The organism is Lactobacillus sp. ESL0700, from assembly GCF_029392095.1.
Classification (GTDB): domain Bacteria; phylum Bacillota; class Bacilli; order Lactobacillales; family Lactobacillaceae; genus Lactobacillus.
This window is the reverse complement of record NZ_CP113930.1, coordinates 49,138-64,095: the sequence shown is the minus strand read 5'-3', so window position 1 is coordinate 64,095 and position 14,958 is coordinate 49,138. Positions and strand designations below refer to the sequence as shown.

At 42.0% G+C, this 14,958-nt stretch carries 11 protein-coding genes, 3 tRNA genes and 2 rRNA genes; 6 read left to right on the top strand and 10 right to left on the bottom strand.

Going from position 1 to position 14,958, the window contains the following annotated elements:
- Positions 1-21: 21 nt before the first annotated feature.
- The gene (gene yycF, locus OZX63_RS00325) at positions 22-738 is read right to left on the bottom strand and encodes a response regulator YycF (RefSeq protein ID WP_277143614.1); all 717 of its coding nucleotides are present in this window, start codon (positions 736-738) and stop codon (positions 22-24) included.
- A gap of 138 nt (positions 739-876) precedes the next feature.
- Here yycF and OZX63_RS00320 point away from each other — a divergent pair.
- Positions 877-949, top strand: a tRNA-Lys gene (locus OZX63_RS00320).
- A gap of 132 nt (positions 950-1,081) precedes the next feature.
- Positions 1,082-1,157: transfer RNA gene (locus OZX63_RS00315), tRNA-Lys, on the top strand.
- 100 nt (positions 1,158-1,257) lie between these two features.
- Here OZX63_RS00315 and OZX63_RS00310 read toward each other — a convergent pair.
- From OZX63_RS00310 to OZX63_RS00300, 3 genes are read right to left on the bottom strand one after another with little or no spacing between them, the layout of a single operon-like run.
- Positions 1,258-1,746 (bottom strand): zeta toxin family protein, encoded by a 489-nt coding sequence (locus tag OZX63_RS00310; protein WP_277143612.1) that lies wholly within the window; start codon positions 1,744-1,746, stop codon positions 1,258-1,260.
- 21 nt (positions 1,747-1,767) lie between these two features.
- A complete protein-coding gene (locus OZX63_RS00305) occupies positions 1,768-2,382 on the bottom strand; it encodes an SdpI family protein (protein ID WP_277143610.1) in 615 nt (204 codons plus the stop codon).
- Positions 2,369-2,647 (bottom strand): autorepressor SdpR family transcription factor, encoded by a 279-nt coding sequence (locus tag OZX63_RS00300; protein WP_277143608.1) that lies wholly within the window; start codon positions 2,645-2,647, stop codon positions 2,369-2,371. The genes OZX63_RS00305 and OZX63_RS00300 overlap by 14 nt, the downstream gene beginning before the upstream one ends.
- Positions 2,648-2,840: 193 nt before the next feature.
- On the opposite strand from OZX63_RS00300, the gene OZX63_RS00295 reads away from it, so the two are divergent.
- Both OZX63_RS00295 and OZX63_RS00290 read left to right on the top strand, forming a co-directional pair.
- On the top strand, positions 2,841-3,923 hold the full coding sequence (locus OZX63_RS00295; protein WP_277143606.1) for a DUF4097 family beta strand repeat-containing protein: 1,083 nt from the start codon (positions 2,841-2,843) through the stop codon (positions 3,921-3,923).
- A gap of 921 nt (positions 3,924-4,844) precedes the next feature.
- Complete coding sequence (locus tag OZX63_RS00290; protein ID WP_277143604.1) at positions 4,845-5,075, top strand: cytochrome b5 domain-containing protein; 231 nt, start codon at positions 4,845-4,847, stop codon at positions 5,073-5,075.
- A 43-nt stretch (positions 5,076-5,118) separates the two neighbouring features.
- Here the strand turns inward: OZX63_RS00290 and OZX63_RS00285 are convergent, their stop codons facing one another.
- Both OZX63_RS00285 and OZX63_RS00280 read right to left on the bottom strand, forming a co-directional pair.
- Positions 5,119-6,264: a glycerate kinase gene (locus OZX63_RS00285; protein ID WP_277143603.1), complete on the bottom strand. Its 1,146-nt coding sequence runs from the start codon at positions 6,262-6,264 to the stop codon at positions 5,119-5,121.
- Between the two features lie 21 nt (positions 6,265-6,285).
- Positions 6,286-7,584, bottom strand: a complete 1,299-nt coding sequence (locus OZX63_RS00280; protein WP_277143601.1) for an SLC13 family permease — start codon at positions 7,582-7,584, stop codon at positions 6,286-6,288.
- A 223-nt stretch (positions 7,585-7,807) separates the two neighbouring features.
- Between OZX63_RS00280 and OZX63_RS00275 the strand changes: the two genes are divergently transcribed.
- Positions 7,808-8,629 carry a triphosphoribosyl-dephospho-CoA synthase gene (locus OZX63_RS00275; protein ID WP_277143599.1) on the top strand — a complete coding sequence of 274 codons (822 nt, stop codon included), beginning with the start codon at positions 7,808-7,810 and terminating at the stop codon, positions 8,627-8,629.
- A 57-nt stretch (positions 8,630-8,686) separates the two neighbouring features.
- Here OZX63_RS00275 and OZX63_RS00270 read toward each other — a convergent pair whose 3' ends face one another.
- Complete coding sequence (locus tag OZX63_RS00270) at positions 8,687-10,567, bottom strand: flavocytochrome c (RefSeq protein WP_277143597.1); 1,881 nt, start codon at positions 10,565-10,567, stop codon at positions 8,687-8,689.
- 115 nt (positions 10,568-10,682) lie between these two features.
- Between OZX63_RS00270 and OZX63_RS00265 the strand changes: the two genes are divergently transcribed.
- Positions 10,683-11,609, top strand: a complete 927-nt coding sequence (locus OZX63_RS00265) for a LysR family transcriptional regulator (protein WP_277143595.1) — start codon at positions 10,683-10,685, stop codon at positions 11,607-11,609.
- Between the two features lie 48 nt (positions 11,610-11,657).
- Here OZX63_RS00265 and OZX63_RS00260 read toward each other — a convergent pair.
- From OZX63_RS00260 to OZX63_RS00250, 3 genes are all read right to left on the bottom strand, one after another.
- A tRNA-Asn gene (locus tag OZX63_RS00260) sits at positions 11,658-11,730 on the bottom strand.
- A gap of 11 nt (positions 11,731-11,741) precedes the next feature.
- A 5S ribosomal RNA gene (rrf, locus tag OZX63_RS00255) occupies positions 11,742-11,858 on the bottom strand.
- A gap of 81 nt (positions 11,859-11,939) precedes the next feature.
- Positions 11,940-14,854 (bottom strand): 23S ribosomal RNA (locus tag OZX63_RS00250).
- Between the last annotated feature and the right edge of the window lie 104 nt (positions 14,855-14,958).

Below are 14,958 nucleotides of genomic sequence, written 5' to 3'. Positions count from 1 at the left end.
GTCCGGCAGGCTTTTTCTTGTTTAATCTTCATTTGCTTGTTTGACGTAATAGCCAACACCACGCCGTGTCAGCAGAATTTGCGCTTGTACGGGGTTATCCTCGATTTTTTCACGCAAACGGTGAACCGTAACGTCGACGGTCCGCACATCCCCGAAGTAATCATAACCCCAAACGGTTTGTAGCAAATGCTCTCTAGTCATCACTTGTCCCATGTGCTGGGCTAAATAATAGAGCAGCTCAAACTCGCGGTGGGTTAGTTCGATCTTTTTACCGTCTTTTTCAACGATGTAGGCATCCGGCATGATTACCAAGTTGCCAATCGTGATATTCTTAGTCGCACTCTCTTGATTTGCGCTCTCAACCTTTTTGACAATATCACGGCGCCGCAAATTAGCCTTAACCCGAGCAACTAGTTCTCGATTGGAAAAAGGCTTAGTAACATAGTCATCAGCACCCATTTCTAGGCCCAACACCTTGTCAATCTCGGTATCCTTAGCTGTCACCATGATAATTGGCATGTCATGCGTTTGTCTGACCTCACGCGCAACCTCCAAGCCATCCTTCTTAGGCAGCATCAGATCCAAAATCATTAAATCTGGATTGTATTCATCAACTTTCTTGACGGCTTCTTCGCCATCATAAGCGGTGTCGACATCGAACCCTTCCTTAGTTAAATTAAACTTGATAATATCAGAAATCGGTTTTTCGTCATCGACAACGAGAATCTTCTTTGGCATCGAAAGTCCCCCTTTTCTTTTATTATACTGGTTTTTACCCTATTAGCCAAAAAAGTCACCGAAATTTAATAAAAAAACTTGCAATTCACTAAAAATAATAGCATAATAGTTTTTGTCGGTTATATGTAATAACGATTTGGGTGGCTAGCTCAGCTGGCAGAGCAACGGACTCTTAATCCGTGGGTCCAGGGTTCGAACCCCTGGCCACCCATAACCTATAAAACAGCGATTATTAACTTAATCGCTGTTTTTTTATCTTTTTTGAAATTTTTTTGCTCAAAACTCTTGTCAAAACCAAAAATAATTGCTAATATATTTAATTGTCAACAGATAAATATGACTTGGGTGGCTAGCTCAGCTGGCAGAGCAACGGACTCTTAATCCGTGGGTCCAGGGTTCGAACCCCTGGCCACCCACCATAATAGAATTGGCACTGCAAGTAGGCGGTGCTTTTTTTATACCAAAAACAAGTTCCTCGGAGTAATATCTGAGGAACTTGTTTTGTTTTATCGAATATTTTTACAAATTGACTTCTGCTAAAATTCTGTCTGCTAAGACGGCAGTTGGGCCTTCACCCAAGCGGGTTTCTGCCTTAGCCAAATAATCATCTGTTAGCCACCATTTTTGCAAAGTTTCTCGTGCAAACGGCTCCGGCTTTAATTGGTTATGCTTCAATGTTTCCGCAAAAGAAACATCCAGGTAATAGCTATATGCTTGTGAGCCAAATTCAGTAATAATTTTCTTAAGCAGCTCACCATAAATCTTCCGCGGTAAAATTCCTTCTAGAATTACCACGGCATACTTTTGTTTGCCAAAGTCGACTAATAGTTTAATTAATTCTGCAGTTAATGGGCTTCCTTCTTTCACATGTAAAATATCTCTGCGCAACACATCCTCATGCAGCACTAGGCACCTGTGATAACCAAGCCGTTCTTGCAAGCTGTCTGCTAATGCAGTTTTTCCGCTGCCTGAATTGCCCCTAATTAAAATAAAAATCGGTTTTTCCATGAATATTTCCCTAATACTCTTTTATTTTGCCAATAAATAAGAGTAAATTACCGGCAAGATGACTACCGCAGCTGCAACTGGGATAATCAACCACCAAATTTGATAACATGACAGAGCCATCAGGACTAAGCCACACAAGACAAGGAGCCAACCAGTAAAGCGGTTAGTTTTGCGCCAATTTTCACTGTTAGTTAACGTCCGTGGCAGCCGCACACCTATCGCCCTGTTAGGTTGCGCTTTAGGTAAAAAGTTGCCGATTAGCACAAAAACAAATCCTACAAGCAGAGTAACAATCATCCCTACCTTGACGTGATAGCCTAAATTAAAAGTGTACATGCAAAGGCAAACAATAACTGAAATTAGTGGCACTAGCCATAGGCCCACATTGGCGAGTTTGGGATTAATATTTTGCTTAGCAGTCCGAAAATAAACAAACCACTGCAGCCCCAGCATTATTAATGGCAGACCAAAAACCGCAACCCACTTAGGCATCCAGCCATTAGGTTCATTGTTATTACCAAAATGTGTTGCCATTACATTAGGCAATTTAGACCAAAGTAGTAGCCCGATCAATAGCGAAACTAAGATTACTAAACTAGTGATTAGCCACGTTCTACGCAAATTATTTTTCATCATTATGACCCCCTTTTAAATCAATTAACCACGTCATAATTTCTTCTAAAATTGTTGTATTTAGTGAATAATAAATAAAATTTTTCTCTCGTTCTTCAAAAACCAAATCCGCCTTTTTCAAAATATTGAGATGATATGAGATCGTTGCCTTGGTCATGTTAAAATGCTGGGCAATTTCTCCGGCTGATAACCGGCCATTCTTTAACAACTGCAAGATTTTACGACGAACTGGATCAGAGAGTGCCTTAAAGCTACCTTCAAAACTCATTGATCATTTTCTCCTAACTATTTAGATAAATGTCTAATTAGATGCTTATCTAAATAGTACCACGTTAAAAATTAAGTGCAAGATTTTTGGCGGCAAAAATTTTAATTAAAGCCGTTTAAGCAATTATTTAATAATTAAAAGCATATAATAGATTTAGAAATAATTTAAACTTACTTAATGTGGAAGAATAGTCATGGCTCGAATAATTGATGATTATATTAAAATTTTAGCGCGTAAATTACTGGACCTATCTCCTAAACAGCGACAGGCTATTCTTGCGTTTTACCGTGACTTTTTAATAAGTGGCGACTTTCAAACAAAAGAAGAAATTGAAAAGGAACTTGGTCAGCCAACAGAATTAGCCCGCGATGTCTGCAGTGATTATCAAGAAATTACTAAGGTTGCTCATCTGACATCACCCAAGTCTGCTAGTGACAATTACGTGCGGGGGTTTCACGTGGAAAAAAATCCTTCGCGAAAACGAACAATTATTCCCGATAATTTTATCAGCATTAAAGTAACACTTAATAATGCGGATTTATATATCCATTCCGGCAATAGCTTCAAAGTTTTAATCACAGATTATAATAGTAGACCAATTGAGGTTAAAACTGAGGGGCAAACCTTGGTCGTCGATGAACAGCAACCACTCAAAAACAAGGGCTTAATTGTTATTAATTGGCGGACAGCTACCAGCCACGTTGAAATTATTGTTCCCAGTAGCTTAGTGCTTACAACCATCAGCGGATATAGCACTAACGGCAATGTTATCCTGCAAGACATTAATTTACAGACAATGACCTTGCAACAAGATAATGGTGATACTTTATTTAATAATGTCACTCTGGCTAAAGACTTGACCCTTAATTCCAAAAATGGTGATGTCAGAATGACGCAGGCAAAAGTTGCCACTATTTCATTACAATCACGCAACGGCAACATTACCGTCAAGCGCAGCGCGTGCGGACAATTTATCCTGCAAACATTAAATGGTAATTCTGATATTGCCCAGTGTAATTTAACTTTAAAACTTAATTCCAAAAATGGCGATGTCAGGATCAGTCGCAGCCAATTGACTAATGACAATATTGTTAGTTCAACTGCGGGCGACTTGTACCTAAAGCAATTAGCTCATGATATGAATTACCATCTTACTTCCAAGCACGGGACAATTATTTATCACAAGTCCAGCATCGGCAACAAGTTTTCCAGTACAATTGCCTCAAATGACACTTTGCAGCTGGCTTCAACTGATGGCGATATTATTATTTATTAAAAACGTAGAAGTGCTCCACAATTGTGGAGCATTTCTTCTACTCAGAATTAAAGATATAATTGATGCTTTAAATTTGGAATAATTTACCTAATAAACTCAGGCTCAGCTGTTAATTTCGTACACTAATCAAGGAGTATATCAATTAAAATACACGACCCAGTAAAATACCGGAATCGTGTATTAGCAACGACCTAAATTTAAAAATATCTAACTTTTCTGCATAAAAAAAGACGACCAATTGAGGTCGTCACCGCGCGTTGCAAGTGACCAAACTTGCGTTGCACATAATGTGAACGTGTAGAAACACATCATTCTGATTCATACGTAGTGTACCACAACTATAAAGTTTGGTAAAATGAAAAAGCACGTAATGTGCACATCTGAGGAAGTTGACCAGCTTCCAGTGAGGAGGTGAAAAGCGTGCAGCATATAGTTGTTCTGATTCTGCTGTATCTTGTGTTTGCAAAAGCTCAAGATGTGCTTGACGATATCAAAGATATCATTGACAAACTGCGTAAGTAGTTCAGCTGTAAAAAGCCCAGGTTAGCCTGGGCTTTTTTTAATTGATTCAGATCAACGTAAATATTACCTTTTTTGAACCTTTATTACGCTTCAAATCCTACTCAAGTTGAACAATAACCAACCTTTCCCCTGGCAAACAGAAGATGTTTATCTCAATTTCAGTCTCGAAGTCATTATCGACCAACAACACATACTAAAACTGAATTACGGACAAACTTCTGCTACTTAAGAAAGCGCTTATTAGTATAGGAAAAATTGTACTTTTATCCCTTAAGACACTATTGGTTAATGCAACAAGTGAAAAAATATGCAAGCATATAAATAGACTTATTTATTTTAGGGGATTATTCTAATAGTAGTTACAAACATAAATGTTGATTATGGAAGGAGTGTTCTTCAATGGAGAAGTTCACAAAAGAATCTTTGGCAAAATACGATGGTAAAAACGGCAACCCAGCTTACGTTGCTATTGACGGTAAGGTTTACGATGTATCCGGTAATTCACACTGGACAGATGGTGAACACCACGGCTTTTCAGCTGGTCAAGCTTTAGACGAAGGGATTGCACAATCACCTCACGGCAAGAGCGTTTTGGCTAAGTTAAACCAAGTTGGTACTTACGAAGACTAATTACCTCATCAAAAAAGCAGGTGTCTCAAGGGACACCTGCTTTTTATTTACTTAAATTTTTGATTAAACGTGCCACATTTTCGGCTGTCACAGCCACATCGTGTACGGCATTGGCAATTGCCTCAGGCAATGCTTCAGCGCCAACTGGAGTGGCAAAAATCGCATCAATTACGCCATTTTCATATAATGCACTAACATCTTGACCAATATTACCGGCAAGTGCCAGCACAAGTGCATCAGGTGCAACCTCTTTAGCAGCAAGCGCGACACCATACGGCGTTTTACCAAACTGTGTTTGGTAGTCAATTCCACCTTCACCGGTAATTACGATATCTGCCTGCTTCAGCTTTTCCTTAAATCCGCTAAAGCGAATAACAATGTCGCTGCCCTTAGCCATTGTTGAATTGGTAAAAGCAATCAGTCCAGCACCTAATCCGCCAGCAGCACCAGCACCAGCTAGATTCTTAACGTCAACCTTCAATTCCTGACGAATTACGTCAGCGTAGTGAGCAAGATTGTGGTCTAACTTAACCACCATTTCTGCAGTTGCACCCTTCTGCGGGCCAAAAATATAACTGGCACCATCTGGACCAACCAACGGATTAGTCACATCAGAAGCAATCAAAATTTTCACCTGTTTGAGTCTGGGATCAACCTTGCTAGTATCAATCTTAGCTAACTTAGCGAGCTCACCACCACCAAAAGCAAGCTCATGCCCCTCGTTATCAAGTAATTGGTAGCCAAGTGCTTGGGCCATCCCTGCACCACCATCATTAGTTGCCGAGCCGCCAATACCGAGAATAATCTGGCTAACTCCTTGATTAAGGGCACTAGTAATTAATTCTCCCGTGCCATAGGTTGTTGCAATCAGGGGATTATGTGTTTGCTGCGTCACATATTGCATCCCACTGGCTGCCGCCATTTCAATCACGGCGGTGTTAGATGTACCTAAAATACCATAGGTAGCCGTTACCTTTTGTCCCAGTGGTCCAGTAACTTTTTCTTGAATGAACTTGCCGTTAGTCGCAGCTGTCAGGGCACTAACTGTTCCTTCGCCGCCATCAGCCATTGGTACAATCGCATATTCAGCTTGCGGTAAAATCGGCTGCATCCCCTGCTTAATTGCAAGAGCCGCTTCTTTAGCCGTTAAGCTCCCTTTAAATGAGTCTGGTGCAATTACAATTTTCACAATCAGATTCCTTTCTGAAAACTACATTAAGTGGATAAAGCCATACAGAACAGTCGCAACAATTGTTGCACTTAAACCGACAATCGTCTCATACGCAATTGCCTTGGAGCGTTCCTTAATATCCATGTTCATTGCATTAGCCGTTACGTGGAAATAATTACCTTGTGGCAAATGGTCGATGACAATCGCGCCCGTATGTACCATTGCGGCACCAGCCAAAGGTGAAATGCCAAATCCCAGAATTGCCTTAGTAAACGAGCCGGTAGCCAAAATGACACCAGTAGATGTCGAGGCCGACGCAGCTGCCATCAAGATACCCGAAATTGGAGCCAAAAAGACCCCTGAAATCCCTGAGGACTTGATTAACATAATGATTAACTTGGGTAAGGTTGAATTAGTTATCGTCGCACCAATTGCACCTGCCCCAATTAAAATTAACACAACATCGGTCATCCGGCCAATTCCAGCTTGCGCATAATCGCGTAATTTTTTGCCCTGCTTCATGGCGAGCGCACCAATGATACTGGCAATTGGCAAAACATACATTGCATCCAGATTTATTTTAGTTAAAACGGTCAAATTAAAAATCGACCCAATTGGGTTAATTAATAATAACAAAATCGCCAAAATCGGAGTAACTAACGCTGAAGCTAGAGATGGTAAAGCATCAGTGTTATCCTCAGCACTCAAACCTGCCAAATCTTGATCAGTAACAGCTGACCCCTTACCTTTAATTAAACTGGCAACAACTACCGTCACTAAAAGCGAAACAAGCGCAGGAATAAAATCGGCAATCATCAACTGACTTAATGTCACCTTAAAGCCTTTAGCCGCCGCAATTGTATTGGGATTAGGCGAAATAATATTTCCCGCCTTACCCCCACCAGATAACGCAACAAGCAGCGCCAACTTAGAGATATGCATTCTTTGACCAACCTCTAAAGCAATTGGAGCAACTATCAAAACGGCTACCGGAATAAAAACCCCGACAGCCGTAATCACCATTGTAGCAAGTGCTAACGCAAAAATCGCTAATTTGTCACCAAGCTTATTTACAATTGTTTTAGCAATAATATTGGCCGCGCCAGATTCCATCATGACACCAGCCAGCATCCCTGCAGCTAGGACGCGTAAGATCGTGCCCATAACGCTTTGACCGCCGGCCACCAGAATATTAATCGTCTGTGTTAAACTAGCCCCACCTATCAAACAAGCTAGGATTGCCCCCAAAATCAGCGAATAAACAGGGTTTAATTTTTTCAATATTAAAATAATTGCTAATATCAATCCCAGCAGCGCCGACCACCATGTTAAAACCATTTCTCTCTCCTTCTAAACTGACATCAATATTTCTTAACGAATAAATTTACTTCGCCAAGTTTTGCGACATTTTTAATAATCTTTATCAACTTGAGACACTTTTTGAATTATGTTATTCTCAAATTACCTTATAATTTATAAAAAATTATAAATAGCATAAAAGACTATGTTACTACAGATAGTCGGATTTTAGAACACAATTTAATAAGTAAGATATTAATCTATGATAAATTCAATTACGCAAAATGCGCTGCGGGCACTATTTTATGAGGTTACAACAGGACCTAAACCTGGTCTGGTTGACCCCGGCAGTCCCGGCCCGCACCCTGATATGAACATTTATACTTTTATTGACAGCAGCCTTAGCTTGACGCAATACTTCAGTGACGCAGTTGAAATCGGCCAAACTTTTACGGGATCTGACTTAACGCAGATGTTTTTCGCATTGCGCCGCAAGGGCATTGCCGCTGAAACAGCGATGCTTGCGGCGACTCAAGGAGTTAATACGCACAAGGGAGCAATTTTTGCTTTAGGGATTTTTACTTGTGCTGAAAGCTACAGCCAAACTCACCACACAGAACTCTTTACTACTATTCGAAAAATGTGCCACGGCCTAGTCGAGCATGATTTAGGTCACATCCGTTCACCGCAAACTGCTGGCGAGAAAGAATATGCCGAGTATGGCTATGGTGGTGCTCGGGCAGAAGCCGAGCAGGGCTACCCAATTGTTGAAGAAATTGCCCTACCTTTTTTAAAAAATAGTACTGGCACTACTCAAGCAAGACTATTAGATACACTAATGAAAATTGCTACCAGTGCTGTCGACAGCAATCTAATTAAGCGTGCTGGCAATGCCCAAGTAATTGATTGGCTGCACAAAGAAGCAGCTGCGTATTTGGCCTTGGGCGGCTACGCAACTGATGCTGGCAAACAAAAATTAAGACAGCTCAATCAGGAATGTCTAGAACACAACTACAGCCTAGGTGGCTGCGCCGATTTATTAATTGTGACGATTTTTATCGGGCTCGAGCGCGGCTATTTATAAGCAAAAAAATAATAGTTAACCAAAAAAGGTTAGCTATTATTTTTTATTTACTAATTATTAATGTGCTGACGCACCAGTTGCTGTATCAGTTTCTTTCATTTCACTGCAAGCAGTGTCGGCAGCAATGCGACCAAAAGTAAAGATATCAGCCAAGGAGTTACCACCCAAGCGGTTACCTGCATGTAACCCACCAGCTACTTCACCAGCAGCATACAGACCGTTAATTACGTGGTCATTTTCATCAAGCACTTGCGCCTTAGGATTAATCTTAACTCCGCCCATAGTATGGTGAATTGCCGGTTTACGCGGTGTTGCGTAAAATGGTGCAACCTCACACTTCAGGTGGAAGGCACTCTTACCAAATTCAGGATCTTTACCAGCGTCAACATAAGAATTATATTTCTTAATCGTTGATACTAAGACGGCTGGATCCATGCCTGCTTTTTCAGCTAATTCTTCAAGTGTATCAGCCTTGAGCAACGTGCCTGCTTCAACTTGCGCATCAATCGATTCTTGAGTTGTATTGTAAGCAGTTGCCTTAATTTTTTCATCAGCAATCAGGTAGAACAAGCCACCATTAGCAATTGCAGCTTGAGCCAAGGTATCACGTTCCGCAAATTCATTAACAAAACGCTCACCCTTTTGGTTAACCATGATAAAGTTCTCTGGCGGTGTTTGCAATCCGGTAAACAATTCACCAGTTTTTGGATCAGAAACTGGCATTAATTGGATAAAGCCCATGCCGACTAACTTAGCACCTGCTTCTTGACCAAGTGCAATCCCGTCACCAGTAATTGCTGGTGAGTTAGTTGTAGCAATATCATCATCAATATGTTTCCAGTATGTGTTGTACTTTTGCACCATTGGTGTGTTTGCGCCAAAACCACCGGAAGTTAAAATGACTTTTTGCGCGTGAATTGTTACCTTGCTGCCGCTGCCGGTTTCAGCAATTACGCCTGTAACTTGGCCGTCAGTGATAATCAAATGCTTGGCTCTTGTCTCAGTTAAAATTGTTGCACCATGAGCCTTAGTCCAGTCACCTAAAACGTGGATAAAAGCATAACCCATTGGTTCAACTGGCTTATGACCTCTGCGCCATAAAGCACCAACTGGCATTGTAACGTCACTACGATCGAATTTAACACCCAAATCTGTTAGCCACTTAACAGAGTCCAAAACATTATTAACTAATTTGGTTACTAAGGCATAATTTCCGTGGATTTCATTACCATTTAAATCTGTCCGTTTACCACCCAAATAAGTTTGAATTTCATGTAATAAGACTGAGTCAAAGAGGTAGTCGTCACCAGACTCTACATAAGCCTTAATTTGCTTTTGTAATTTTTCAAAGTCTGCTTGGAATTCGGGATCAATCTCATCAATTGGGGTTTCTGCTAACTTAATCAAGCTTTCTTTTTCACCCGGAAGTGCCTTAAATTGCTTTTGCCAGTCAGGTTCTGCAGCGTTTAATGGACCACCAGCACGGGTAGTGTTACCACCAATTTGTGGATATTTTTCTAAAACAATAACCTTTTTGCCATTTTGAATTGTTTTTGCAGCTGCGGCAAGTCCAGCACCACCAGCACCAATTACGACAACATCAGTTGTATATTCAGCATCTTCACTGTCACCAACGCTTGGCTTAGCGCGGTTTTGCCATTCTTGAGCATCGCCACCGGCTTCGGTAATTGCTTCAGCAATCCCATCAACCACACCTTTACTTGAAATCGTTGCACCACTGACAGCATCAACATTTAAAGTTTGATTATCAATGATTTGCTTTGGTAAACGCTCGAAAACTTTATCAGCGACACCCTTAGTTTCACCACTGGAATCAATTGTAATATCAGTTATCTTGTCTTCAGAAAGGGTCACTTTCATTGGCATGAAGCTAGCGCCGTGACCTTTTGCTTTTACATTATATGTACCTGGTTTCATTATTTTTGCTTCCCTTCTGCAACATTTAATAAATAAAGTTTACTAATATTTGACTAAATCGTAAAATACTTTTATGGCAAGCAAGTCATAACACTTTTGTTATCGGAGGAACTTAATGAAAAATCCAGAAATTTTATTACACTATCTTGATGCTTTGCTTAAAGAAAGCAATTTTACTCGAGCTGCACACGAATTATATATTTCCCAGCCCTATCTAACGCAGTTAATTAAGCGAATTGAGCAACAATTGGGAACTCCCATTATTAATCGCAATAATATTCCCTTTACTCTAACTGAAGCAGGCCTAATTTACTATAAATACTTAGAAACAACAATTCAAAACAAGCAAAACTTAGCCCAAAAGCTGACGCCTTACATCCATCCAGATAAAGAAATCATTCGCATTGGTATTTTAGAAAGTTTGGGAACATTTTTACTACCCGAATTACTGCCAAACTTTTTAATTGATAATACTAATGTCAAAGTACAATTGTTTGAATCATTTCCCAGAAAGAATGAAGCCCAATTATTACATGAACAAATTGACTGCTACATTGGACAAACACCTGAATCACTTAATCATGGATTAGACTTTTATGTCAACGGTAGTGAAAAGTATTTTGTTATCATTCCACCTTCTTCACCTTACTTCAAAAAAGGCAAATTTATTTTAAGTCCAACAGAATATCAAATTACTGATCTGCTCAAAGAACCTTTTGTAGTCAGCTCAACTAATTCTGCAATCAGACATCAAGTTGACGGTGCTTTTCAAAAGTTTCATATTAAACCTAACATCATTTTAGAAAGTAACAGCATTATCACTGCTACTAATTTAGCAATTAAAGGTGTCGGCCTAACAATTTCAGCTGCCAGTATTATTAAGCGAATGGCGCAAACGCCAATCAATCTTTTACCATTAGATCCACAACTGATTGAAATAAAGTATTTCATTGCTGTAAAACATGAACAGGTTCTAAGTCCTAGCCTAAGTAATTTAATTACGAAGTTTCAAGAATTACAGATTCAACCAATTATCAGATAAAAATAGCGCACAAAAAAGAGGACCCTAGGTCCTCTTTCTCTCACTTTGCTCCGGCTGTCAGACTCGAACTGACGACATCTTGATTAACAGTCAAGCGCTCTACCAACTGAGCTAAGCCGGAATATTAAAAAAGCACGGCAGCGTCCTACCCTCGCAGGCAGTCTCCCACCAACTACTCTCGGCGTGAAGAAGCTTAACTACTGTGTTCGACATGGTTACAGGTGTTTCCTTCTTGCTATTGCCACCGTACTTTTTCTTTTGAGTTCTTACACTCAAAACTAAATATAATCTCTTGAAAATCCTTACTCACAATCCCAGATTGCTCAAGCTCTGGTCAAGTCCTCGACTGATTAGTACTAGTCCGCTCCAAGTCTCACGACTCTTCCACTCCTAGCCTATCTACCTCTTAGTCTTAGAGGTGTCTTACTACTTTCGTATGGGAAATCTCATCTTGAGGGGGGCTTCGCACTTAGATGCTTTCAGCGCTTATCCCTGCCATACTTAGCTACCCAGCTATGCCTTTGGCAAGACAACTGGTACACCAGCGGTATGTCCATCCCGGTCCTCTCGTACTAAGGACAGCTCCTCTCAAATTTCCAACGCCCACGACGGATAGGGACCGAACTGTCTCACGACGTTCTGAACCCAGCTCGCGTGCCGCTTTAATGGGCGAACAGCCCAACCCTTGGGACCAACTTCAGCCCCAGGATGCGACGAGCCGACATCGAGGTGCCAAACCTCCCCGTCGATGTGAACTCTTGGGGAGATAAGCCTGTTATCCCCAGGGTAGCTTTTATCCGTTGAGTGATGGCCCTTCCATGCGGTACCACCAGATCACTAAGCCCGACTTTCGTCCCTGCTCGAGTTGTCTCTCTCGCAGTCAAGCTCCCTTATACCTTTACACTCTGTGAATGATTTCCAACCATTCTGAGGGAAACCTTTGGGCGCCTCCGTTACTCTTTAGGAGGCGACCGCCCCAGTCAAACTGCCCATCTGACACTGTCCTATATCTCGCTTAGAGATACTAGTTAGAGTAGCCATCAAACAAGGGTAGTATCCCAACATTGCCTCCAATAAGACTAGCGTCCTATCTTCTCTGGCTCCTACCTATCCTGTACATGTTTAACAGCTACCCAATATCAAATTGCAGTAAAGCTCCATGGGGTCTTTCCGTCCTGTCGCGGGTAACCCGCATCTTCACGGGTATTATAATTTCACCGAGTCTCTCGTTGAGACAGTGCCCAAATCATTACACCTTTCGTGCAGGTCGGAACTTACCCGACAAGGAATTTCGCTACCTTAGGACCGTTATAGTTACGGCCGCCGTTTACTGGGGCTTCAGTTCGAACCTTCGTCTTACGACTAAGCTCTCTCCTTAACCTTCCAGCACCGGGCAGGTGTCAGCACCTATACGTCGTCTTACGACTTTTGCAGATACCTGTGTTTTTGATAAACAGTTGTTTGGGCCTATTCACTGCGGCTGGCTGTTACACCAGCACCCCTTCTTCCGAAGTTACGGGGCGATTTTGCCGAGTTCCTTAACGAGAGTTCTCTCGCTCACCTTAGTGTTCTCCACTCGACTACCTGTGTCGGTTTGCGGTACGGGTACGTTATCTCTCACTAGAAGCTTTTCTTGGCAGTGTGACTACAGAACCTTCGCTACTTTATTTCGCTCCTCATCACGACTTGTGATTATCGAAAGCAAGCATTTGACTCACTCTCTCACTTATCGCTTGAACATGGCTTCCAGCGCCATGCGTTCCTTGCCTCCTGCGTCCCTCCTTCGCTATTAACGATTTAACGCAGTACAGGAATCTCTACCTGTTGTCCATCGGCTACGCCTCTCGGCCTTACCTTAGGTCCCGACTTACCCTGGGCGGACGAGCCTGCCCCAGGAAACCTTAGTCTTTCGGCGGATAGATTCTCACCTATCTTTCGCTACTCATACCGGCATTCTCACTTCTAAGCGCTCCAACTATCCTCTCGATTAGCCTTCACCGCACTTAGAACGCTCTCCTACCACGTGTATTACTACACATCCACAGTTTCGGTACTATGCTTAGCCCCGGTAAATTTTCGGCGCAGCGTCACTCGACTAGTGAGCTATTACGCACTCTTTTAATGATGGCTGCTTCTGAGCCAACATCCTAGTTGTCTACGCAACTCCACATCCTTTTCCACTTAGCATAGATTTTGGGACCTTAACTGGTGATCTGGGCTGTTTCCCTTTCGACTACGGATCTTATCACTCGCAGTCTGACTCCAGTGCTTTGATATCTGGAATTCGCAGTTTATCTGAATTCAGTAACCCCTGACGGGCCCTTCGTCCAAACAGAGCTCTACCTCCATTATCATCCTCGCACCAGGCTAGCCCTAAAGCTATTTCGGAGAGAACCAGCTATCTCCAAGTTCGTTTGGAATTTTTTGATTTCCGCTACCCACAGCTCATCCCCGCAATTTTTAACTTACGTGGGTTCGGTCCTCCAGTGCGTTTTACCGCACCTTCAACCTGGCCATGGGTAGGTCACTTGGTTTCGGGTCTACATCAACTAACTATCGCGCCCTTTTCAGACTCGCTTTCGCTGCGGCTCCGTCTTTTCTGACTTAACCTCGCTAGTTAACGTAACTCGCCGGTTCATTCTACAAAAGGCACGCCATCACCCTTTAATGGGCTCTGACTACTTGTAGGCACACGGTTTCAGGTTCTCTTTCACTCCCCTTCCGGGGTTCTTTTCACCTTTCCCTCACGGTACTGGTTCACTATCGGTCACAAATTAGTATTTAGCCTTGCGAGATGGTCCTCGCTGCTTCAACCGGAATTCCTCGTGTTCCGGCCTACTCAGGATCCTGCTCGGCGTGAATTCAATTTCGCTTACGGGGCTCTCACCCTCTCTGGCTTACCTTCCCAGATAATTCTGCTATCTCTTCCACTACCTTATTGCAGTCCTACAACCCCGATTGATAAATCAATCGGTTTGGGCTCTTTCCTCTTCGCTCGCCGCTACTAGGGAAATCGATTTTTCTTTCTCTTCCTGCAGCTACTTAGATGTTTCAGTTCACTGCGTCTTGCCCTACCTGACTATGTATTCATCAGCTAGTAATATGATCGCTCATATTGGGTTCCCCATTCGGATACCTCCGGATCTCTGCGTACTTACCGCTCCCCGAAGCATTTCGCCGTTCGTCGCGTCCTTCTTCGCCTTCTTGTGCCTAGGCATTCACCGTGCGCCCTTCTTTACTTGACCTTACTCTTAAGATCTACTCTCTCGGTCGCTCTTGCAATCTGTTTCTTTTCTCTTTGATTGTGTCTCGGTTTTTTCTTGGATTATATTCAGTTTTCAATGTACTA

Excerpts from the sequence above, each read along its gene's own strand:
- OZX63_RS00300 (WP_277143608.1), bottom strand. The coding sequence starts at position 2,647 with ATGAGTTTTGAAGGTAGCTTTAAGGCACTCTCTGATCCAGTTCGTCGT.
- OZX63_RS00275 (WP_277143599.1), top strand. The coding sequence starts at position 7,808 with ATGATAAATTCAATTACGCAAAATGCGCTGCGGGCACTATTTTATGAG.
- OZX63_RS00310 (WP_277143612.1), bottom strand. The coding sequence starts at position 1,746 with ATGGAAAAACCGATTTTTATTTTAATTAGGGGCAATTCAGGCAGCGGA.
- OZX63_RS00295 (WP_277143606.1), top strand. The coding sequence starts at position 2,841 with ATGGCTCGAATAATTGATGATTATATTAAAATTTTAGCGCGTAAATTA.
- OZX63_RS00265 (WP_277143595.1), top strand. The coding sequence starts at position 10,683 with ATGAAAAATCCAGAAATTTTATTACACTATCTTGATGCTTTGCTTAAA.
- OZX63_RS00280 (WP_277143601.1), bottom strand. The coding sequence starts at position 7,584 with ATGGTTTTAACATGGTGGTCGGCGCTGCTGGGATTGATATTAGCAATT.
- OZX63_RS00270 (WP_277143597.1), bottom strand. The coding sequence starts at position 10,567 with ATGAAACCAGGTACATATAATGTAAAAGCAAAAGGTCACGGCGCTAGC.
- OZX63_RS00290 (WP_277143604.1), top strand. The coding sequence starts at position 4,845 with ATGGAGAAGTTCACAAAAGAATCTTTGGCAAAATACGATGGTAAAAAC.
- yycF (WP_277143614.1), bottom strand. The coding sequence starts at position 738 with ATGCCAAAGAAGATTCTCGTTGTCGATGACGAAAAACCGATTTCTGAT.
- OZX63_RS00305 (WP_277143610.1), bottom strand. The coding sequence starts at position 2,382 with ATGATGAAAAATAATTTGCGTAGAACGTGGCTAATCACTAGTTTAGTA.